General features: G+C 61.4%; 20 protein-coding genes. 10 read left to right on the forward strand and 10 right to left on the reverse strand.

Annotated features, from left to right (window positions below):
• The first annotated feature begins 69 nt into the window (after positions 1–69).
• Entirely contained in the window at positions 70–966 is an 897-nt protein-coding gene (locus PRJ_RS27265) for a D-hexose-6-phosphate mutarotase (protein WP_010955822.1), read from the forward strand.
• Between the two features lie 123 nt (positions 967–1089).
• Here the strand turns inward: PRJ_RS27265 and PRJ_RS27275 are convergent, their stop codons facing one another.
• From PRJ_RS27275 to purE, 4 genes are all read right to left on the reverse strand, one after another.
• A complete protein-coding gene (locus tag PRJ_RS27275; protein ID WP_162497233.1) occupies positions 1090–1623 on the reverse strand; it encodes a DUF3299 domain-containing protein in 534 nt (177 codons plus the stop codon).
• A gap of 48 nt (positions 1624–1671) precedes the next feature.
• Entirely contained in the window at positions 1672–1917 is a 246-nt protein-coding gene (locus PRJ_RS27280; RefSeq protein ID WP_003253308.1) for a GlsB/YeaQ/YmgE family stress response membrane protein, read from the reverse strand.
• A gap of 108 nt (positions 1918–2025) precedes the next feature.
• Positions 2026–3108 (reverse strand): 5-(carboxyamino)imidazole ribonucleotide synthase, encoded by a 1083-nt coding sequence (locus PRJ_RS27285; RefSeq protein WP_104962829.1) that lies wholly within the window; start codon positions 3106–3108, stop codon positions 2026–2028.
• A gap of 10 nt (positions 3109–3118) precedes the next feature.
• A complete protein-coding gene (gene purE / locus PRJ_RS27290) occupies positions 3119–3610 on the reverse strand; it encodes a 5-(carboxyamino)imidazole ribonucleotide mutase (protein ID WP_003253304.1) in 492 nt (163 codons plus the stop codon).
• A gap of 269 nt (positions 3611–3879) precedes the next feature.
• Between purE and PRJ_RS27295 the strand changes: the two genes are divergently transcribed.
• Positions 3880–4506, forward strand: a complete 627-nt coding sequence (locus PRJ_RS27295) for a zinc-dependent metalloprotease family protein (RefSeq protein WP_104962830.1) — start codon at positions 3880–3882, stop codon at positions 4504–4506.
• Here PRJ_RS27295 and PRJ_RS27300 read toward each other — a convergent pair.
• Complete coding sequence (locus tag PRJ_RS27300) at positions 4498–5415, reverse strand: LysR substrate-binding domain-containing protein (protein ID WP_010955826.1); 918 nt, start codon at positions 5413–5415, stop codon at positions 4498–4500. The two genes, PRJ_RS27295 and PRJ_RS27300, sit on opposite strands and share 9 nt — an antisense overlap.
• Positions 5416–5596: 181 nt before the next feature.
• On the opposite strand from PRJ_RS27300, the gene aspA reads away from it, so the two are divergent.
• The 4 genes from aspA to PRJ_RS27320 all read left to right on the forward strand — a co-directional run bounded on the left by aspA (position 5597) and on the right by PRJ_RS27320 (position 10685).
• Entirely contained in the window at positions 5597–7021 is a 1425-nt protein-coding gene (gene aspA / locus PRJ_RS27305; RefSeq protein ID WP_029380744.1) for an aspartate ammonia-lyase, read from the forward strand.
• Positions 7022–7250: 229 nt separating this feature from the next.
• A complete protein-coding gene (locus tag PRJ_RS27310; RefSeq protein ID WP_003253295.1) occupies positions 7251–8243 on the forward strand; it encodes an AraC family transcriptional regulator in 993 nt (330 codons plus the stop codon).
• A gap of 295 nt (positions 8244–8538) precedes the next feature.
• Positions 8539–9582 (forward strand): histone deacetylase family protein, encoded by a 1044-nt coding sequence (locus tag PRJ_RS27315; protein WP_104962831.1) that lies wholly within the window; start codon positions 8539–8541, stop codon positions 9580–9582.
• Positions 9582–10685, forward strand: coding sequence for a polyamine ABC transporter substrate-binding protein (locus PRJ_RS27320; RefSeq protein WP_010955830.1), 1104 nt, complete (start codon positions 9582–9584; stop codon positions 10683–10685). Before PRJ_RS27315 ends, PRJ_RS27320 begins: the two co-directional genes overlap by 1 nt.
• A gap of 31 nt (positions 10686–10716) precedes the next feature.
• On the opposite strand, the gene PRJ_RS27325 is transcribed toward PRJ_RS27320, so the two are convergent.
• Entirely contained in the window at positions 10717–12246 is a 1530-nt protein-coding gene (locus tag PRJ_RS27325) for a PLP-dependent aminotransferase family protein (protein ID WP_104962832.1), read from the reverse strand.
• Between the two features lie 89 nt (positions 12247–12335).
• Between PRJ_RS27325 and PRJ_RS27330 the strand changes: the two genes are divergently transcribed.
• From PRJ_RS27330 to PRJ_RS27340, 3 genes are read left to right on the forward strand one after another with little or no spacing between them, the layout of a single operon-like run.
• Positions 12336–12965, forward strand: coding sequence for an FMN-binding negative transcriptional regulator (locus PRJ_RS27330; protein ID WP_010955832.1), 630 nt, complete (start codon positions 12336–12338; stop codon positions 12963–12965).
• Between the two features lie 11 nt (positions 12966–12976).
• On the forward strand, positions 12977–13423 hold the full coding sequence (locus PRJ_RS27335; RefSeq protein ID WP_003253286.1) for a GNAT family N-acetyltransferase: 447 nt from the start codon (positions 12977–12979) through the stop codon (positions 13421–13423).
• A 7-nt stretch (positions 13424–13430) separates the two neighbouring features.
• On the forward strand, positions 13431–14102 hold the full coding sequence (locus PRJ_RS27340) for a GNAT family N-acetyltransferase (protein WP_064491873.1): 672 nt from the start codon (positions 13431–13433) through the stop codon (positions 14100–14102).
• A 121-nt stretch (positions 14103–14223) separates the two neighbouring features.
• On the opposite strand, the gene oadA is transcribed toward PRJ_RS27340, so the two are convergent.
• Positions 14224–16032, reverse strand: a complete 1809-nt coding sequence (oadA, locus tag PRJ_RS27345) for a sodium-extruding oxaloacetate decarboxylase subunit alpha (RefSeq protein ID WP_020191103.1) — start codon at positions 16030–16032, stop codon at positions 14224–14226.
• 11 nt (positions 16033–16043) lie between these two features.
• The gene (locus tag PRJ_RS27350; RefSeq protein ID WP_003253279.1) at positions 16044–17459 is read right to left on the reverse strand and encodes an acetyl-CoA carboxylase biotin carboxylase subunit; all 1416 of its coding nucleotides are present in this window, start codon (positions 17457–17459) and stop codon (positions 16044–16046) included.
• Positions 17460–17648: 189 nt separating this feature from the next.
• Between PRJ_RS27350 and PRJ_RS27355 the strand changes: the two genes are divergently transcribed.
• The gene (locus PRJ_RS27355) at positions 17649–18611 is read left to right on the forward strand and encodes a LysR family transcriptional regulator (protein ID WP_104886893.1); all 963 of its coding nucleotides are present in this window, start codon (positions 17649–17651) and stop codon (positions 18609–18611) included.
• Here the strand turns inward: PRJ_RS27355 and PRJ_RS27360 are convergent.
• Positions 18553–18771, reverse strand: a complete 219-nt coding sequence (locus tag PRJ_RS27360) for a PA3496 family putative envelope integrity protein (RefSeq protein WP_061405728.1) — start codon at positions 18769–18771, stop codon at positions 18553–18555. The two genes, PRJ_RS27355 and PRJ_RS27360, sit on opposite strands and share 59 nt — an antisense overlap.
• Positions 18772–18983: 212 nt before the next feature.
• The gene (gene hexR / locus PRJ_RS27365; protein ID WP_003253273.1) at positions 18984–19850 is read right to left on the reverse strand and encodes a transcriptional regulator HexR; all 867 of its coding nucleotides are present in this window, start codon (positions 19848–19850) and stop codon (positions 18984–18986) included.
• Positions 19851–19871 lie beyond the last annotated feature (21 nt).

A 19871-nucleotide genomic window follows, 5' to 3' on the forward strand; every position in this document is an offset into this window, starting at 1 on the left:
CACGCTGGCGGTAAACTCATTGCATCTGCCCGGGTCCAAGGCCCACTGGCAATCAATGAGAAGAACGCAATGGCTACCTTTCAGGTCGTAACCGAGCAACATGGCGAACTCAACTGCTGGCGTATCAGCAGTGACCGTGCCGAACTCCTGATCGCCCAGCAGGGCGCACAGGTCCTCAGCTACCAGCAGGTAGGCGAACCGCCGCTGCTGTGGCTGAGCGACCAGGCCATCTTCCGCCAGGGCAAGTCGGTACGCGCCGGGGTACCGGTGTGCTGGCCATGGTTTGGCAACCTGCAGCGCAACCCTCAGGCCGTCCAGGCCATGTACCAGGGAACACCGGCGCCTGCCCACGGGCTTGCGCGCACGCGTGACTGGCAATTGCTGGGTATCGAGGAAGTGGGCGAAACCCTGCGGATCGAGTTCGAACTGCCTGAAGCGCAGGGCGACCTGCCCGGTTGGCCCCATGATGTCGAGCTGAAACTGGTGGTGGAGATGGGCGCAGAGCTGAAACTGAGCCTGACCAGCCGCAACATGGGCAATACCCCCGTGACCATCAGCCAGGCCCTGCATAGCTACTTCGCGGTCAGCGATGTGCGCCAGGCGCGGGTCGAGGGCGTCGACGGGCTGGGTTATATCGAAACCCTGGCGGGCTGGGAACAGCGCCAGCAGCAGGGGGCACTGACGTTTGCCGGGGAGACGGACCGGATCTACCTGAACACCCCGCAGACCCTCAGCATCGTCGACCCGCATTGGAATCGGCGGATTACCTTGACCAGCAGCGGCTCGCGCTCGGCGGTGATCTGGAACCCGTGGACCGAGCGGGCCAAGGAGCTGGCGGACATGGCTGACGATGGATGGCAGCGAATGCTGTGCATCGAGACAGCGAATGTGTGGGATGACCTGGTGGAGTTGAAGCCTGGGGCGAGTCATTCGCTGGGCGTCCAGATCGGTTGTGAAAATATCTGAGCCCAGCACTTTTGTTGCCGGCCTCTTCGCGGGCTTGCCCGCTCCCACAGGTAACCCACAATTTTCGAGGCTTGTGGAGAACCTGTGGGAGCGGGCAAGCCCGCGAAGAGGCCGGGGCAATTATCAAAGGTCTGCGTCTTCCACCACCCTCACCTTGTTTGCATCCAGCGCATAGGCCGCATCGGCCAGGTCATTGCTGACCTTCTCCACCTTCAGCTTGCCGCTGACCCACAGCGGTGTGTAGATGTCGTCGATCTTCAACCCTTTCGGGTAGCGCACAAGCACCAGCTGGTTCGGCGGCGGTGGCGGCACATGGATGCACGCACCCGGGTACGGCACCAGGAAGAACAACGTGCTGTTGCCCTTGGCGTCACTCTCCAGCGGCACAGGGTAGCCACCCAGGCGGATGTCCTTGCCATTCATGGCCGCAACGGTCTTGGTCGAGTACATCACCGCAGGCAGGCCCTTGCTCTGCTTGAGGCCACCCTTGGCGGTAAAGGTGCCCATGGCTTCCGGCGAGTTGTGGTCGATTTCAGGCATTTGTTCAAGCGCCTTCTGGTCCGACTTGGGCATCAGCTCCAGCCAGTCGGTTTCGGGCAGTTCGGCATGGGCCAGGGTACTGGCCAACAGCAAGGGGACGAGGAAAAAGGCACGCATGAAAATGCTCGGCAACTCGAATGAATTGCCGAGCATTCTAACCAGTAATCAGCGTTTCTTGATGAATCCGTAGATCACCAGCAGCACCACGGCACCGACCAGCGCGCCAAGGAAGCCCGCCGCTTGCCCAGCCTGGTATATACCCAGCGCCTGGCCGCCATAAGTAGCCAACAAGGAGCCGGCAATACCCAGCAGGATGGTCATGATCCAGCCCATGCTGTCATCGCCCGGCTTGATGAAGCGGGCCAGCAGGCCGACGATGAGGCCGATGAAGATGGTTCCAATGATACCCATGGCAATCCCTCTGCAGTGAAGTTGGAACAAGCCAAAGCCTAGACGGGCTTCGGCTTGTTGCCACATTCAGAGGGCATGCCGCTTGCAGAAGTTCGATTCGAAGCCCGATCAGTTGCTGATCAGCGCCTCTACTTCGGCAATCTTGCGCTCGAGGGTGGCCATGTCAGGGCAGCGCAGGGTGGCGTGTCCTACCTTGCGGCCAACCTTGAAGGCCTTGCCGTAGTGGTGCAGGTGGCAGTCCCCGATGGCGACAACCTTGTCTACGGCCGGCACTTCACCGATGAAGTTGAGCATCGCGCTCTCGCCCACCTTGGCGGTCGAGCCAAGTGGCAGGCCGGCCACGGCACGCAGATGGTTCTCGAACTGGCTGCACTCGGCGCCTTCGATGGTCCAGTGCCCGGAGTTGTGCACGCGCGGGGCGATTTCGTTGGCCTTCAAGCCACCGTCAACTTCGAAGAACTCGAAGGCCATCACGCCAACGTAATCCAGCTTCTGCAACACGCGGCCGACGTAATCTTCGGCCAGAGCCTGCAGCGGGTGTGCCTGGCTGGCCACCGACAAGCGCAGGATGCCGCTCTCGTGGGTGTTGTGCACCAGCGGGTAGTAGCGGGTTTCGCCATCGCGGCCACGTACAGCCACCAGCGACACTTCGCCAGTGAACGGCACGAAGCCTTCCAGCAGGCATGGCACGCTGCCCAGCTCGGCGAAGGTACCCACCACGTCCTCTGGCGTGCGCAGCACCTTCTGGCCCTTGCCGTCGTAACCCAGGGTGCGGGTTTTCAGCACGGCCGGCAGGCCGATGCTGGCCACTGCGGCGTCCAGATCGGCCTGCGAGAGGATGTCGGCGAAGGCCGGGGTGGGGATGCCCAGGTCGCGGAACATGCTCTTTTCGAACAGGCGGTCACGAGCGATGCGCAGCGATTCGGCGCTGGGGTATACCGGCACGAACTGCGAGAGGAAGGCCACGGTCTCGGCCGGGACGCTTTCGAACTCGAAGGTGACCAGGTCGACTTCGTCGGCCAGCTGACGCAGGTGGTCCTGATCGCCATAGTCGGCACGCAGGTGCTCGCCCAGGGGCGCAGCGCAGGCGTCCGGTGCCGGGTCGAGGAAGGCGAAGTTCATGCCCAGCGGGGTACCCGCCAGGGCCAGCATGCGGCCCAGCTGGCCGCCACCGATTACACCGATCTTCATGGGTTGAGCCTCAAGCCTGGCGCGGGTCTGGGTTGTCCAGCACGGTGTCGGTCTGTTCCGTGCGGAACTGCTTCAACGCCGCGTGGTACTGCGGGTACTTGGCGCCCAGAATGCTGGCCGACAACAGGGCAGCGTTGACCGCACCGGCACGGCCGATGGCCAGGGTGGCAACCGGCACACCGGCTGGCATCTGCACGATCGACAGCAGCGAATCGACGCCCGACAGCATCGACGACTGCACCGGCACGCCCAGCACCGGCAGGTGGGTCTTGGCGGCGCACATGCCTGGCAGGTGGGCTGCGCCACCGGCACCGGCGATGATCACCTCGATGCCACGGCCCTCAGCCTCCTCGGCATACTGGAACAGCAGATCCGGGGTGCGGTGGGCGGAAACCACCTTCACTTCGTAGGGAATGCCGAGTTTTTCCAGCATATCGGCGGTGTGGCTAAGGGTGGACCAATCGGACTTGGAGCCCATGATCACGCCAACCAGTGCACTCATCGTCGAGCCTCTCCTGCAAGCGCCTTCTGGCGCGCTAAAAGCAACAAGCCACGCAGGTGGGCCGGCGTGGCTTGTCATACGGATTCTGAATCGACCAGGTCGGCCGAAGGCGCGGGATTGTAACGTATTTAAAGGCTGGCCGCCCACCCCTACAAGCACATGCCGGATCAAAGGGCAAGCTGTCTCGTGGGACAACTTTTTCCTGCTGCCTCGGGGTCGACGAGTGCTGCACGCTCGCAGCCCTTCCTCGAGCACTTTGGTGTGTCTACATGAAAACTCCATGCTTCTTCGCACTTTCGTTTGGCCTGGTATTCAGCGTGCAATTGCCGAGTGCTTCGGCAGCCCACGCGCTCACCGTCACCGTCTATGTGCACGACGACCTGGCCGATATGCACGACGGGCAATTGAACGAAGACTTCTTCCAGCATTGGCTGAACGAAATGCGCCGTTTCAGCCAACACCCCATCGAAGTGATATTTCAACGCAATGTAAAACACATAACCGATATTGCTTATGCAGGAATGCCGTCCGAAAAGCTCCTGGACGCTTTCAGCCAGCAGGTGTACGCACAAAAGCGACACCGACTCTACTCTCTCATGGATAAACATCTCCTGCTCACCCGCAACAGCTACGATCATAGCGGCCTGAACTACAACGCCGGCTTGGCCTATTTCAAGCAGAAAACGGCCATTGCCTCTGTGGCCGCATACGGTGCTGCAGCTCATGAAATTGGCCATCTGCTAGGCGCCACCCATGAAGACGCCGAACTGAAGTTCAATGGCTGGGTGTGTGAAACGTACACGCACCCCCGTGTACCAGCACGCTCCAACTGCTACCGCTACAGCGACAGGAATCGTGCAAATATCACTGAATACCTGAAGGACAATTCAAAGTGACGCTTCACCTTGTGCTCCAGACGACTCCAGCTTGCGCCATAGCAAGCGGACGTTAGCCTTACGCACCAGCGCGCAGCGGTACAGGCGGATTTCCAGCGGCACATGCCATTGGCTACCGCCGCAGATCGCCAGTTCACCGCGTTCGAGCTCGCCACGCATGGACAGACGCGGCACCCAAGCGATGCCCATCCCTTCCAGGGCCATGCTCTTGAGGCTGTCGGCCATGGCGGTTTCATAGACGGTGGTATACCGCAGGTTGCGCTGGCGCAGCAGTAGGTTGACCGAGCGACCGAGGAATGCGCCGGCGGTGTAGGCCAACAATGGCACGCTGCCCTCACCTTCGAGGTCGAACAACGGCTTGCCATCGGCATCCACAGCGCACACCGGCAGCATTTCAGTGGTGCCCATGTGCAGCGACGGGAAGATCTCGGCATCCATCTGCAAGGCCGCGTCCGGGTCGTAGAACGCCAGCATCAGGTCGCAGCCGCCTTCGCGCAGTGCATGTACGGCATCTCCGACGTTAGTCGCAACCAGGCGGGTGGCGATGTTCAAACCGTCGTTGCGCAACTGGGCCACCCAACGGGGGAAGAACCCCGACGCCAAGGAGTGTGCCGCAGCCACCTGCACCACTTCGCCCTGCCCGCCTTCCAGGTGATGCAAATGGCGGAGAATTTCGCTCAACTGGTCGACAACAGTACGTGCTGTGACGAGAAACAGCTGACCAGCCTCGGTCAGCTCGATGGGTGTGCGAGAGCGGTTCACCAGTTGCAGGCCCAACGCCGCCTCAAGGCTGCGAATGCGCCGGCTGAAGGCCGGTTGGGTCACGAAACGCCGCTCTGCGGCCTGGGAAAAACTGCGGGTAGCGGCCAGAGCACTGAAGTCTTCCAGCCATTTGCTTTCAAGGTTCACGAAGCACATCTCCCGGCGCGCACCAAAATGGAACACGCTCGAATATCAATTGGCGTCACATGAAACACTATGCCGTTTGTGCATAGGTTAGCGTGCAATAGCATTGGCCGCAAAACACCTTCAGGCCTAGGATTGGCGCCATTCCGGCATGTGCCGGGTCAAAATCGAGATGATATACATCATGTCCTCTGCTGCATCGTTCCGCGTCGAAAAAGACTTGTTGGGTACCCTTGAAGTTCCTGCAGATGCCTACTACGGCATCCAGACCCTGCGCGCTGCCAACAACTTCCACCTCTCCGGTGTTCCGCTGTCGCACTACCCCAAGCTTGTCGTGGCCCTGGCCATGGTCAAGCAGGCCGCTGCCGACGCCAACCGTGAGCTGGGTCACCTGAGCGATGCCAAGCACGCTGCCATTTCCGCAGCCTGCGCCCGCCTGATCAAAGGCGATTTCCACGACCAGTTCGTGGTAGACATGATCCAAGGCGGTGCTGGTACTTCTACCAACATGAACGCCAACGAAGTCATTGCCAACGTTGCGCTGGAGGCCATGGGCCACCAGAAGGGTGAGTACCAGTACCTGCACCCTAACAACGACGTGAACATGGCGCAGTCGACCAACGACGCCTACCCGACCGCAATCCGCCTGGGCCTGCTGCTGGGCCACGACGCGCTGCTGGCCAGCCTTGATAGCCTGATCCAGGCCTTCGCTGCCAAGGGTAAAGAATTCGACCACGTACTGAAGATGGGCCGTACCCAGCTGCAGGACGCCGTACCGATGACCCTGGGCCAGGAATTCCGCGCCTTCGCCACCACCATGACTGAAGACCTGCAGCGCCTGCGCTCGCTGGCTCCGGAACTGCTGACCGAAATCAACCTGGGCGGTACCGCCATCGGTACTGGCATCAACGCCGACCCTGGCTACCAGGCCTTGGCCGTACAGCGCCTGGCCACCATCAGCGGCCACCCGCTGGTACCGGCTGCCGACCTGATCGAAGCCACCTCCGACATGGGCGCCTTCGTGCTGTTCTCCGGCATGCTCAAGCGCACCGCGGTCAAGCTGTCGAAGATCTGCAACGACCTGCGCCTGCTGTCCAGCGGCCCGCGCACCGGCATCAACGAGATCAACCTGCCAGCGCGTCAGCCAGGCAGCTCGATCATGCCAGGCAAGGTCAACCCGGTTATTCCAGAAGCTGTGAACCAAGTGGCCTTTGCCATCATGGGCAACGACCTGGCCCTGACCGTCGCCGCCGAAGGTGGCCAGCTGCAGCTGAACGTAATGGAGCCGCTGATCGCCTACAAGATCTTCGACTCGATCCGCCTGCTGCAACGCGCCATGGATATGCTGCGCGAGCACTGCATCGTCGGCATCACCGCCAACGAACAGCGCTGCCGTGAACTGGTCGAGCACTCGATCGGCCTGGTTACCGCACTGAACCCGTACATCGGCTACGAGAACGCCACCCGTATCGCCCGCGTTGCCCTGGAAAGCGGCCGCGGCGTACTGGAACTGGTGCGCGAAGAGAAGCTGCTGGACGACGCGATGCTCGACGACATCCTGCGTCCGGAAAACATGATCGCTCCACGTCTGGTTCCGCTGAAGGCGTAATCAGGCCGCTGTAAACAGTCTCACCAGGTCGAGGGACTAGACACCTCTCAACCTTTCCAAGGCCCGAGCGCTTGCTTCGGGCCTTTTTTTTGCCTGAAGGTTTTAGAGGGCGCTTTGCAGGCCTTTGCGACACCCGGCGCGCCGGCAGGGTATGTGGTTTGCCTGCAGCCTCGGATATCGGCACACAACTTGCTCCATAATGCATCCCAGTCCAACGGGATTACCCAGCATGCTGCACAGCCACCTGACCACCCTCAACGCAGTTTCGCTGATCCTCAACGTCTTCCAGGCAGACGGTTGCGAGGCGTCGGCGTTGCTGGCCGGCAGCGGCATTGGCCCGGCAGACCTGGGGCATGCCGATGCGCGCATCACCACCCAGCAGGAGCTGCAGGTTTGCGCCAATGCTGTGGCCCGGCGCGAGGACATTGGCCTGGAACTGGGCCAGCGCATGCGCGTGTCGTGCTACGGCATGCTCGGTTACGCGCTGCTCTCCAGTGCCACTTTGGGTGACGCCCTACGCCTGGCGCTGCAGTATCCGGCACTGCTGGGAACAGTTTTCAAGCTGCGCTTGCTCGACGACGGCCAACGTGTCTGGTTCAGCGCCAGCGATTACCAGGACAGCCCGGCGCTGAGCGCTTTCAACGCCGAGTTCTGCCTGGTGTCGCTGAAAGTCATCTGTGACGACCTGCTTGGCCGGCCGTTGCCGCTGCTTGGCGCACGCTTCGAACACCCTCGCCCTGGTTACCACGCCCTCTATGCCGAAGCGTTTCAATGCCCGATCGGTTTCGCCGCCGAGGACAATGCCTTTGCCTTCGAACGGCGATGGCTGGATATGCCGCTGCCGCTGGCCGACCCGATTACTCACAAAGCCATGAGCGAGCGCTGCCGGCGCCTGAACCTTGAATTCACCGGTCGCCAGGCATGGCTGGGACGGATTCGCCAGCTGCTGGCGCAGCAACTGGACGCAGCGCCCGGGCTGGAAGGGCTTGCGCGGCAGATGAACTGCTCTTCGCGCACCCTGCGCCGGCATTTGCAGGCGCTGGGCAGCAGTTATCAACAGCTGCTGGACGAGCTGAGGTTCGAGCGGGCCAAGCAGTTGCTGGCCGATGAACAGATGCCGATCTACCGGATTGCGGAGACTTTGGGGTTCAGTGAGACGGCCAGTTTTCGGCATGCCTTCCAGCGCTGGAGTGGCGTGGCGCCCAGCCATTTTCGTGGTTGACCTGTTCTGGCCTCTTCGCGGGTAAACCCGCTCCTACAGGGGTGTCACAACCCCTGACGCCCTGGTGGCCATTGTAGGAGCGGGTTCACCCGCGAAAGGGCCGGGCCTGCCTGCCAATGCCCAAAGGCCGTTCACGGTTGCCGCCGCTGCCTTACCCGCGAAAAGGCCGGATAGGTCACCACCCATCCGGCCAAAGACCTTGGCCATATCGATCCCCTTTTGGCCGTTTGCGTCGTTCTCCCCTGCTGATCAGCCCATGACAATGGACCCACGCCAGTCCCACCGGAGAACAACAATGCTGACGATCTATTCCGATGACCACCGCCTGCACCACGGCCGCTGCGAGCTGATCGATGGCAAGCTGATGCCCTGTTTCGAAATGCCTTCGCGCGCCGACCATGTGCTCGACCAGGTGAAAAAACGCAACCTCGGCGACATCCAGGGCCCGACCGACTTCGGCCGTGCGCCGTTGCTGCGCATCCACAGCGCCGATTACCTGGATTTCTTCGAAGGCGCCTGGGCCCGCTGGGCTGCACAGGGCCACGAGGGTGACCTGCTGCCCTTCACCTGGCCGGCCCGCACACTGCGCCAGGTCAAGCCGACCGGCCTGCATGGCGAACTGGGTTACTACAGTTTCGATGCCGGCGCCCCCATCACCGCGGGTACCTGGCAGGCGGCCTACAGTGCTGCGCAAGTTGCCCTGACCGCCCAGGCAGCAATTCAGCAAGGCGCCCATGCCGCGTTCGCCCTGTGCCGTCCGCCAGGGCACCACGCTGCCGGCGAAGTGATGGGCGGCTACTGCTATCTGAATAATGCCGCCATCGCCGCCCAGGCCTTCCTCGACCAAGGCCGACGCAAGGTCGCCATCCTTGACGTCGACTACCACCACGGCAACGGTACCCAGGACATCTTCTACAACCGCGACGACGTGTTCTTCGCCTCGATCCACGGCGACCCGCAGGACGAATTCCCATTCTTCCTCGGCTATGCCGATGAAACCGGCGAAGGCGCAGGCCAGGGCTACAACATCAACTACCCCTTGCCCGCCGGTAGCGACTGGGCCGCCTGGAGCGCAGCCCTGGAGGATGCCTGCAAGCGCATCGCCAGCTATGACGCCGACGTGCTGGTCATCTCCCTGGGTGTGGACACCTTCAAGGACGACCCCATCTCGCAGTTCAAGCTGGACAGCCCGGATTACCTGGAAATGGGCAAGCGCATCGGCCAACTCGGCAAGCCGACCCTGTTCGTGATGGAAGGCGGCTACGCTGTGGAAGAAATCGGCATCAACGCGGTCAATGTGCTGGAAGGCTTCCAGCGCGCCCAGTCAGGAGCCCGATAATGGTCCGACTCAAACGTCTGCTCGCCCCGTTCATCGCTGCCACCCTGTTCGCAGGCGCCCTGCATGCGCAAGCCGAGCAGCGCACCCTGCGTGTATATAACTGGTTCGATTACATCACCCCGCAGACCTTGACTGCCTTCCAGAAGGACAGCGGCGTGAAGCTGGTGTACGACATCTTCGACACCAACGAGGCGCTGGAAGCCAAGCTGCTGACCGGCAACTCCGGCTATGACGTGGTAGTACCGTCCAACGTGTTCCTCGCCAAGCAGATCGAAGCCGGGGTGTTCCAGCCGCTGGATCGCAGCAAGCTGCCGAACTGGCAACACCTGGACCCGGCACTGATGAAGCTGATCGAAGCTAACGACCCGGGCAACAAGTTTGCCGTGCCGTATATGTACGGCACCGTGCTGATCGGCTTCAACCCGGCCAAGGTCAAGGCTGCACTCGGCGACAACGCGCCGGTGGACAGCTGGGACCTGATCTTCAAGGAAGAGAACATCGCCAAGCTCAAGCAGTGCGGCGTGGCCCTGCTCGACTCGCCGTCGGAGATTCTACCGCTGGCCCTGCAGTACCTGGGCTTGCCGCCGAACAGCGACAAACCGGCGGACTACAAGAAGGCCGAGGAACTGATGCTGAAGATTCGTCCGCATATCACCTACTTCCACTCCTCAAAGTACATGGCAGACATCGCCAATGGCGACATCTGTGTGGCAGTGGGCTACAGCGGCAGCTTCTCGCAGGCAGCCAACCGCGCCCGTGAGGCGAACAACGGCGTGGTGGTGGACATGCGCCTGCCCAAGGAAGGCGCGCCGATCTGGTTCGACATGCTGGCGATTCCAAAGGGTGCAGCAAACCCGGAGGATGCGCATACGTTCATCAATTACCTGCTGCGGCCGGAGGTGATTGCGCCGATCAGCGACTTCGTGGGGTATCCGAACCCGAACAAGGATGCGACCGACAAGGTGAATCCGACGATTCGCAACAACCCCAACCTGTATCCGACGGCAGAGGCGATGGCCAAGCTGTATACCCTCAAGCCTTTGACGCGAAATGCCGAACGGGCCAGGACCCGCGCCTGGACGCGGATAAAGTCCGGTACGTGATGTTGGACCGGGGGCTGCTTTGCAGCCCCCTTCATTTTCTCCAGACTTTGCGTAATTTCATCAAGGCTTCGGCTATCTCGCCCTCCGGCACCGCCGCGAAGCCCAGCACCAGCCCCGCCCGCTTATCCACAGGCACCTCGCAGTCCGCCAACCAGAAATTGCTCAGTGGCGTCACTTCCACTCCCACCGCCTCAGCCTTGGCCACCAACTCCTGCTCCCGAGCAAAGTTATCCACATTTACCTTCACATGCAGCCCAGCCGCCACTTCCGGCATTGCACCCAACCCCGGAATATCCACAGGCCAACCGGCCTTGAGCACATCGCGCCGCTTCAACGCCGCCTTGCGCATACGGCGGATATGCCGCTGAAAATGGCCACGGGCCATGAACTCGGCCATCACGCACTGGCTGCTGACCTCCGAATGCCGCACCGCTATAGCTCTGCCCTGGCTGAAGGCCTGCACCAGTTTCGACGGAAGCACCAGGTAGCCCAGACGCAACGCCGGGAAGGCGATCTTGCCGAAGGTGCCGACATACAGCACCCGCCCGTGCCGGTCGAGCGCTGCCAGCGGGGCGAGCGGCGCACCGCTGTAGCGATACTCGCCGTCGTAGTCGTCCTCGATGATCCAGCCGTCACTGCGTTCGGCCCAGGCCAGCAATGCCAGGCGACGTGCAAGGCTCATGGTCACCCCGGTCGGGTATTGGTGTGCAGGCGTGACATAGGTCAGTCGGCAATCGGTCAACTGATCCAGCCGGCCGCAGTCCAGCCCGTCTTCATCCACAGGCACGCCACACACCCGGCCGCCCGCAAGTGTGAAGGCATGAGCGGCCGCCCGATAGCCTGGGTTTTCCACAGCCACACCGTCGCCCGGTTGCAGCAGCAGCTGTGCACAAAGGCTGATGGCCTGCTGCGCACCGCTTGTGATCACAATTTGTTCAGCCGTACAGCTCAGCCCCCGCGAGCGGCGTAGATAGGCCGCTATCAGATCGCGCAAAGCCGGCTCGCCAGCGGGGTCACCATAGCCCAGTTGTGCAGGCGATGGGTTGCGCCAGAAACCCGCCTGTAGCTTGGCCCAGACGTCAAACGGGAACAGGTCGAATGCTGGAATACCAACGCGAAAAGCACGCGGCGCACCGCTTCTGGGCGGTGGCAAATGGTTGTTTTTCAGGCGCTGCAGAGGCGCGCTGAAAAGCCTCCCGCTGGATAAATCCTCAGTATTTTCTTCACGAAATGTGGATAAACCTGTTGATAAGCCCAGGGATAACCCTGTGGATACTTGTGTGGACAGTTTTGGCAGCCGGCTAACGTAGGTGCCATCACCGACCCGGCTTTCGATGAAGCCCTCGGCATACAGTTGATCGTAGGCGCGCACCACGCTGTTGCGTGAAAGCGCCAACATGGCAGCCAAGTCGCGCGTAGCCGGCAGACGAGTACCACTGCTCAGGCGCCCATCCAGTACCCGCGCTCGCAACGCCTGATATAGCTGCTGGCTAAGCCCGCGGCTGCGATCCAGGGCGATCCCGGCAGGGTCGAAAGGCAGTATGAGGGGCGACTCGCGCATGATATTGGACCTATGAAAACAGGCATTAATGGATCTTACCCAGAACCAATAGCCTGCCTAGGATGGAACCATTCGACAAGGATCCTGCCATGTACAACAGTAAGCCGCATCAGGAACACGACCTCACCCGCTTGCACCAGCACATGCTAGACACCCGCTTGGCCGTTCTGGTCAGCCAGGGCGAACAGGGCCTTCTGGCCACGCACCTGCCGGTGCTGGTCGATACCGCCGAGGGCGATTTCGGCACTGTGTATGCCCACCTGGCCCGGGCCAACCGCCAATGGCAAGACCTGCAGCACGGCGGCGAAGCACTGCTGGTATTCCCCGGCGCCGATGCCTATGTCAGCCCCGGCTATTACCCAAGCAAGGCCGAAAACCCCAAGGTGGTGCCGACCTGGAACTACCTGGCGGTGCACGCTTATGGCCCGGCCGAAGTTATCCATGAGGCCGAGCCGCTACTGGCTATCGTAAGCCGCCTGACCGACCGCCACGAACAGGGTCGCAGCGAACCATGGAAAGTCACCGACGCCCCTGCCGACTACATCGAGGGCATGCTCCGCGCCATCGTCGGCATCCGCCTGCCCATCGCGCGCCTGCAAGGTGCGCGCAAGCTCAGCCAGAACCGCTCCGGGCAAGACATCGCTGGTGTGCGCGAAGGCCTGAGCGCCAGTCCCGATCAACTGGACAATCAACTCGCGGCGCACATGCGCCAACTCTGAAGGAATAGCCCATGCCCAACCTTACCCTGCGCCCTGTCACGGCCCAAGATCACGCAGCCTGGCACGCCCTTTGGCAGGCCTACCTGCACTTCTACGAGACCGAGCTGGCCGATGCCGTCAGCCTGAGCACCTGGCAACGCCTGCTCGACCCCAGCGAGCCAACCCATTCGGCACTGGCCTGGGTCGACGGCAAGGCGGTGGGGATGGTCAACTTCATCTACCATCGTTCCAACTGGAGTATCGAGAATTCCTGCTACCTGCAGGACCTGTATGTGGACAGCACGCAACGTGGCCTGGGCATTGGTCGACAGTTGATCGAGCACGTCTACACCACTGCCAAGGCCGACAACTGCATCAAGGTGCACTGGCTGACCCACGAAACCAACGCCACCGCCATCAGCCTGTACCAGCAGGTTGCCGAGCGCTCGGGCTTCATCCAATTCCGCAAAGGCTTGTAGGCCGCACATGACAGACGCATTGAACTGGAAACCCGCCGCAACCCCCAAGGCCGAGCCCATTGAAGGCCGCTTCATCCGCCTGGAGAAGCTCGATCCAGGGCGCCATGGCGAAGACCTCTGGGAGGCACTGCAGGGGCCGGCCTCCGATCCGGTGCTGTGGGACTACCTGCCCTACGGCCCGTTCGCCGAACGCGTCGCCTTCGACCGCTGGCTGGAAGGCAACGCTGCTGGCCGCGACCCGCTTTTCTACACCGTCATCGACCGCGCCAGTGGCCAGGCCCAAGGCATCCTCAGCCTGATGTCGATCGTGCCTGAACACGGCCGGATCGAGATCGGCCACATTGCCTTCGGTGCCGCCATGCAGCGTACGCCCAAGGGTACCGAGGCGGTGTATCTGCTGGGCAAGCTGGGCTTCGCGCTGGGTAATCGACGGCTGGAGTGGAAGTGCAATAACGCCAATGCCCGCTCCAAACGTGCGGCAGAGCGATTCGGCTTCGTCTACGAAGGGGTGTTCCGCAAGCACCTGGTGGTGAAGGACCATAACCGCGATACGGCGTGGTATTCGATTACCGATGATGAATGGCCGGCGGTGGCTGCCGGGTTTGAGCGGTGGTTGAGTGAAGAGAACCAGCAGCCAGGTGGCCAGGTGGAAAGCCTTGAGATGTGCCGCAAAGGTTGAGCGGTGTGCTGAATCAGCTCTCCTACAAGGGATGCGCGTTGTGAGGTGCGGGTGAGTCCGGCACAAAAAAAGGGGAGCATCCGCTCCCCAGAGGTTAACCACTTGTAGATGAGGGCTTAAATCAGCCCTCGATCTCGATGAGGATCTCACCCGGCGTCACGCGATCACCCTTGGCCACATGGATGGCCACGACCTTACCGGCGATGGCCGCCTGCACTTCGGTTTCCATCTTCATGGCTTCGGTGATCAGGACCGCCTGGCCGGCCTTGACCATGTCACCTTCCTTGACCAACACATCAACGATGTTCCCTGGCATGGTGGTGCTCACGTGGCCAGGGTCGGTCGCTTGCTTGCGCTTGCTGCCGCCACCGCTGACGAACTCGTTGAGTGGCTCGAATACCACTTCCTCCGGCATGCCGTCGATCGACAGATAGAAGTGACGCTTGCCTTCGGCCTTAACGCCCACACCGGTGATGTCGACGCGGTAGGTTTCGCCGTGTACGTCGATGACGAACTCGGTCGGCACGCCTTCACCGCCTGGGGCAGCCACGGCACCGGCTTCCGGAATCGGCAGCAGAACTTCAGGCGTCAAGGTGCCAGCTTCGCGTTCTTCGAGGAATTTGCGGCCAATGTCCGGGAACATGGCGTAGGTCAGCACGTCTTCTTCGCAACGGGCCAGGGCACCGATGTCGCTACGCAACTTGGCCATTTCCGGCTTCAGCAGGTCAGCCGGGCGCACATCGATCACTTCTTCACTGCCGATAGCCTGGCGACGCAGTTGCTCGTTGACCACACCTGGGGCCTTGCCATAACCACCTTGCAGGTACAGCTTCACCTCATTGGTGATGGTTTTGTAGCGCTCACCCGCCAGCACGTTGAAGAACGCCTGGGTGCCGACGATCTGCGAGGTCGGGGTGACCAGCGGCGGGAAGCCGAGGTCTTCACGCACACGCGGGATTTCGGCCAGCACTTCGTTCATGCGGTTGAGAGCGCCCTGCTCCTTGAGCTGGTTGGCCAGGTTGGAAATCATGCCGCCCGGTACCTGGTTGACCTGCACCCGGGTGTCTACCGCGGTGAACTCGCTTTCGAACTGGTGGTACTTCTTGCGCACGGCGTAGAAGTACAAGCCGATCTCTTGCAGAAGCTCCAGGTCCAGGCCGGTGTCGAACTCGCTGCCCTTGAGTGCAGCAACCATCGACTCGGTACCCGGATGGCTGGTGCCCCAGGCGAAGCTGGAGATGGCGGTGTCGATGTGGTCCGCGCCATTTTCCACGGCCTTGAGCTGGCACATGGCTGCCAGGCCGGCGGTATCGTGGGAGTGAATGAACACCGGCAGCGACTGTTCTGCCTTCAGCGCCTTGACCAGCTCGCCAGTGGCGAATGGGGTCAGCAGGCCGGCCATGTCCTTGATCGCCACCGAGTCGCAACCCATGGCTTCCATCTGCTTGGCCTGGTTCACGAAGGCTTCGATGGTGTGTACCGGGCTGGTGGTGTAAGCGATGGTGCCCTGGGCGTGCTTGCCGGCGGCCTTGACCGCTTCGATGGCCACGCGCAGGTTACGCACGTCGTTCATGGCGTCGAAAATGCGGAACACATCGATGCCGTTGACCGCCGCCTTGGCGACGAAGGCCTTGACCACGTCGTCGCTGTAGTGACGGTAGCCCAACAGGTTCTGGCCGCGCAGCAGCATTTGCAGGCGGGTGTTTGGCAGCGCTGCGCGCAGCTTGCGCAGGCGCTCCCACGGGTCTTCCTTGAGGAAGCGCACGCAGGCGTCGAAGGTTGCACCACCCCAGACTTCCAGCGACCAGTAGCCAACCTTGTCGAGCTTGTCGCAGATCGGCAGCATGTCTTCGGTACGCATGCGGGTAGCCAGCAGGGACTGGTGAGCGTCGCGCAGGATCGTGTCGGTTACGTGAATTTTCTTGGACATTATAGGGTTCCTCACAGGCCTGCGTGGGCGGCGATGGCGGCGGCGATGGCCAGGGCCAGCTCTTCGGGTTTGCGCTTGATCGAGTAGTTGGTCAATTCAGGGTGGCTTTCGACAAAGCTGGTATTGAACTGGCCGCTACGGAATTCCGGATTGCGCAGGATTTCCTGGTAGTACGCGGCGGTGGTCTTCACACCTTGCACGCGCATGTCGTCCAGGGCCCGCAGGCCGCGGTCCATGGCTTCTTCCCAGGTCAACGCCCACACCACCAGTTTCAGGCACATGGAGTCGTAGAACGGTGGAATGGTATAGCCGGTGTAGATCGCCGTGTCGGTGCGCACGCCCGGGCCGCCGGGGGCGTAGTAACGGGTGATCTTGCCGAAGCTGGGCAGGAAGTTGTTTTTCGGGTCTTCAGCATTGATACGGAACTGCAGGGCGTAGCCGCGGTGCTGAATGTCTTCCTGCTTGACCGACAGTGGCAGCCCCGAGGCGATGCGGATCTGCTCACGAACGATGTCGATACCGGTGATTTCCTCGGTAATGGTGTGTTCCACCTGCACCCGGGTGTTCATTTCCATGAAGTACACTTCGCCATCGGCGAGCAGGAACTCCACGGTACCGGCGTTCTCGTAATTCACCGCTTTGGCCGCACGCACCGCCAGGTCGCCGATGTAGGCGCGCTGCTCAGGAGTGAGCTGTGGGCTCGGGGCAATTTCGATGAGCTTCTGGTTACGGCGCTGGATAGAGCAGTCGCGCTCGAACAGGTGCACTACGTTACCGAAGCTGTCACCGAGAATTTGCGCCTCGATGTGCTTAGGGTTGACGATGCATTTCTCCAGGAACACTTCGGCCGAACCGAATGCCTTGGTCGCCTCGGAAATGACCCGTGGGAAGTTCTGTTCCAGTTCTTCGCGGCTATTGCAACGACGAATACCACGGCCGCCACCACCGGAGGTGGCCTTGAGCATCACCGGATAACCGATGCGATCACCTTCGCTCAGGGCTTCATGAATATCGGCAACGTTGCCTTCGGTGCCCGGGGTTACCGGCACACCGGCGGCGATCATGGTGCGGCGCGCTTCGGTCTTGTCGCCCATACGGCGAATCACGTCGGCGGCCGGGCCGATGAACTTGATCCCGCGCTCGGCGCAAATTTCTGCCAGTTCAGCGTTTTCCGAAAGGAAACCGTAGCCTGGGTGCAGGGCATCACAGCCGGTTTCCACAGCCAGGTTCACCAGCTTGCGCGGGTTCAGGTAACCGGCCAGCGGCTCGGCACCGATGCTGTGTGCTTCGTCAGCGCGCTTGACGTGCAAGGCATGCCGGTCGGCGTCGGAAAAGATCGCTACCGAGCGAATGCCCATCTCGGCGCAAGCACGCACGATCCGAACTGCGATTTCACCTCGGTTGGCGATCAGGATTTTTTTTATCACTGGAGTCTTCCCAAAGCCGTAGGAACAGTCGAGCCGGTTCTACCGGTCGGCGCGTGACCAGACGTTGCTGGCCAGTCGCGTATTCACCCTAGCGCTGTAGGTCGATAAACAAAAATCAATATTTGTTAGAGGCTGTATTAGCAAAAGCTTATAGTTGGGTAACAAGGTGTTGCCGAAGAGCAGATTAAAATGCGTAAGTCCTTGATGCGTATGACATTGCGTCAACTCCAGATCTTCAATGAGGTGTGCGATTTGCGGTCGTACAGCCGTGCTGCGGAGGAGATGGCGCTGACGCAACCCGCCGTTAGTCTACAGATCCGTCAGCTTGAAGAGCTGATCGGTCAGCCATTGTTCGAGTACGTGGGCAAGAAGCTCTACCTGACCGAGGCGGCCGAGGCCCTGCAGCGCGCCAGCCACGATATCTTCGGGCGCCTGGAGAGCCTGGACATGCAGCTGTCGGACATGCAGGGCTCACTGCAAGGTCAGTTGAAACTGGCGATCGAGTCCAGTGCCAAGTACTTCGTGCCACACCTGTTCGCCGCCTTCAAGCAGCGTCACCCGGAAGTCAACCTGACCCTGACGGTAGTCAACCGTGCCCAAGCCATCCGCCGCCTTTCCGATAACCGCGACGACCTGATCATCATGTCGATGGTGCCGCAAGACATGGGCCTGGAGTTTCTGCCGTTCCTCAACAACCCGATCGTTGCGGTTGCGCCGCCACAGCACCCGCTGTGCAAGCTGGAGCAGTTGCGCATGCAGGACCTGGAGCCACATACCCTGCTGGTCCGCGAGCAAGGTTCGGGAACACGCAAGGCGTGCGAAGAGTACTTCAAGGACAAGCGCGTGCATTTCGCCCAGACGCTTGAAGTAGCCTCGGCCGATGCCCAGCGCGAATGCGTGATCGCCGGGCTGGGGATCGCCCTGTTGACCCGTCACGCAGTCAACCTGGAATTGGCTACCGGGATGCTGAAGGAATTACCGGTCGAGGAGCTACCGCTGTACCGTAGCTGGTGCGTGGTGCAGGCCAAGGCCAAGCGGCAGTCGCCGGTGGCCTTGGCGTTCCTTGCATTCATACGCGGCGAACGTGCTCTTATCAGCGCGCTTGTTGAACGTTTTTCGGGGAAGTTGCCGCCGACGACTGCCATACAGTGAGTGCTTGCAGCTCGGGGTAGTCCGCCAGGTCGCGGAGCAATTGACGTTGGTCGCAATAGCTCTCGATCGCGCGGCGGTATTCCATACGGCGCTGATCCTTTTCCTGCTGCTTGCGAGCCTTGGCGTTGGGTTGGTACGTACCGTCGAAGTCACGAGCCATTGCCTGTCTCCCAGATAGTATGCGGGGGTTTCAGACTGGCCTTGATGGTTTACCGTTTGGCGGTGTAATGGTGACAGAATCGTGAATTTTCACTGCCTGTACCGGCCTCTTCGCGGGCTTGCCCCACTCACACAGGAATTGCACCGATTTATAGAAGTGCACAGTACCTGTGGGAGCGGGCAAGCCCGCGAAGACGCCAGTACAGGTTGAATTCAGTCGTCGGTAGCCTTGATCGACTTGGGCGACAGACGCAAGCTGCGCAAGCTGCGTTTCACGCTCTTCAGGTGGTTGACCAGGCTAGGCCCGCGCGCCATGGCAACGCCCATCGCCAGCACGTCGATCACCACCAGGTGGGCAATACGCGAGGTCAGTGGGGTGTAGATCTCGGTGTCTTCATGCACGTCGATCGCCAGGTTGACCGTCGATAGCTCGGCCAGCGGCGTCTGGCTGGGGCACAGGGTAATCAGGTTGGCGCCGCTCTCACGCACCAGGTTGGCAGTGATCAGCAGGTCCTTGGAACGGCCCGACTGGGAAATACACACCGCCACATCGCCCGGCTTCAGGGTAACCGCCGACATCGCTTGCATGTGCGGGTCGGAATACGCTGCCGCGCTGAGCAGCAGGCGGAAGAACTTGTGCTGGGCATCGGCCGCAACCGCACCGGACGCGCCAAAGCCGTAGAACTCTACCCGCTGCGCCTGGGCCATGGCGCTCACGGCTTGTTGCAGCGCCTGCGGATCAAGGTGCTCGCGTACTTCCATCAGGGTGTGCAGGGTGGTGTCGAAGATCTTCAGGCTGTAGTCGGCGACCGAATCGTCTTCGTGGATGGCGAACTGACCGAAGCTGGCCCCGGCAGCCAGGCTTTGCGCCAGCTTCAGCTTCAGGTCCTGGAAGCCCGAGCAGCCAATGGCCCGGCAGAAACGCACGATGGTCGGCTCACTGATACCCACGCTGTGCGCCAAATCGGCCATGGAGCTGTGCATGACGGCAGCCGGGTCGAGCAGCACGTGGTCGGCCACTTTCAGTTCCGATTTGCGCAGCAAGTGGCGCGATTGGGCGATATGTTGCAACAGATTCACAGGCGGGACTCGGTTATGATC

Origin of the sequence: Pseudomonas sp. XWY-1 (assembly GCF_002953115.1) — a bacterium.
GTDB classification, from domain to species: domain Bacteria; phylum Pseudomonadota; class Gammaproteobacteria; order Pseudomonadales; family Pseudomonadaceae; genus Aquipseudomonas; species Aquipseudomonas alloputida.

Coding starts and splice junctions, on each gene's coding strand:
- PRJ_RS27355 (WP_104886893.1), top strand. CDS start 17,649: ATGCGTAAGTCCTTGATGCGTATGACATTGCGTCAACTCCAGATCTTC.
- aspA (WP_029380744.1), top strand. CDS start 5,597: ATGTCCTCTGCTGCATCGTTCCGCGTCGAAAAAGACTTGTTGGGTACC.
- PRJ_RS27330 (WP_010955832.1), top strand. CDS start 12,336: ATGTACAACAGTAAGCCGCATCAGGAACACGACCTCACCCGCTTGCAC.
- oadA (WP_020191103.1), bottom strand. CDS start 16,032: ATGTCCAAGAAAATTCACGTAACCGACACGATCCTGCGCGACGCTCAC.
- PRJ_RS27295 (WP_104962830.1), top strand. CDS start 3,880: ATGAAAACTCCATGCTTCTTCGCACTTTCGTTTGGCCTGGTATTCAGC.
- PRJ_RS27320 (WP_010955830.1), top strand. CDS start 9,582: ATGGTCCGACTCAAACGTCTGCTCGCCCCGTTCATCGCTGCCACCCTG.
- PRJ_RS27315 (WP_104962831.1), top strand. CDS start 8,539: ATGCTGACGATCTATTCCGATGACCACCGCCTGCACCACGGCCGCTGC.
- PRJ_RS27285 (WP_104962829.1), bottom strand. CDS start 3,108: ATGAAGATCGGTGTAATCGGTGGCGGCCAGCTGGGCCGCATGCTGGCC.
- PRJ_RS27280 (WP_003253308.1), bottom strand. CDS start 1,917: ATGGGTATCATTGGAACCATCTTCATCGGCCTCATCGTCGGCCTGCTG.
- PRJ_RS27265 (WP_010955822.1), top strand. CDS start 70: ATGGCTACCTTTCAGGTCGTAACCGAGCAACATGGCGAACTCAACTGC.
- PRJ_RS27275 (WP_162497233.1), bottom strand. CDS start 1,623: ATGCGTGCCTTTTTCCTCGTCCCCTTGCTGTTGGCCAGTACCCTGGCC.
- PRJ_RS27325 (WP_104962832.1), bottom strand. CDS start 12,246: ATGCGCGAGTCGCCCCTCATACTGCCTTTCGACCCTGCCGGGATCGCC.
- PRJ_RS27310 (WP_003253295.1), top strand. CDS start 7,251: ATGCTGCACAGCCACCTGACCACCCTCAACGCAGTTTCGCTGATCCTC.
- purE (WP_003253304.1), bottom strand. CDS start 3,610: ATGAGTGCACTGGTTGGCGTGATCATGGGCTCCAAGTCCGATTGGTCC.
- PRJ_RS27340 (WP_064491873.1), top strand. CDS start 13,431: ATGACAGACGCATTGAACTGGAAACCCGCCGCAACCCCCAAGGCCGAG.
- PRJ_RS27335 (WP_003253286.1), top strand. CDS start 12,977: ATGCCCAACCTTACCCTGCGCCCTGTCACGGCCCAAGATCACGCAGCC.
- PRJ_RS27360 (WP_061405728.1), bottom strand. CDS start 18,771: ATGGCTCGTGACTTCGACGGTACGTACCAACCCAACGCCAAGGCTCGC.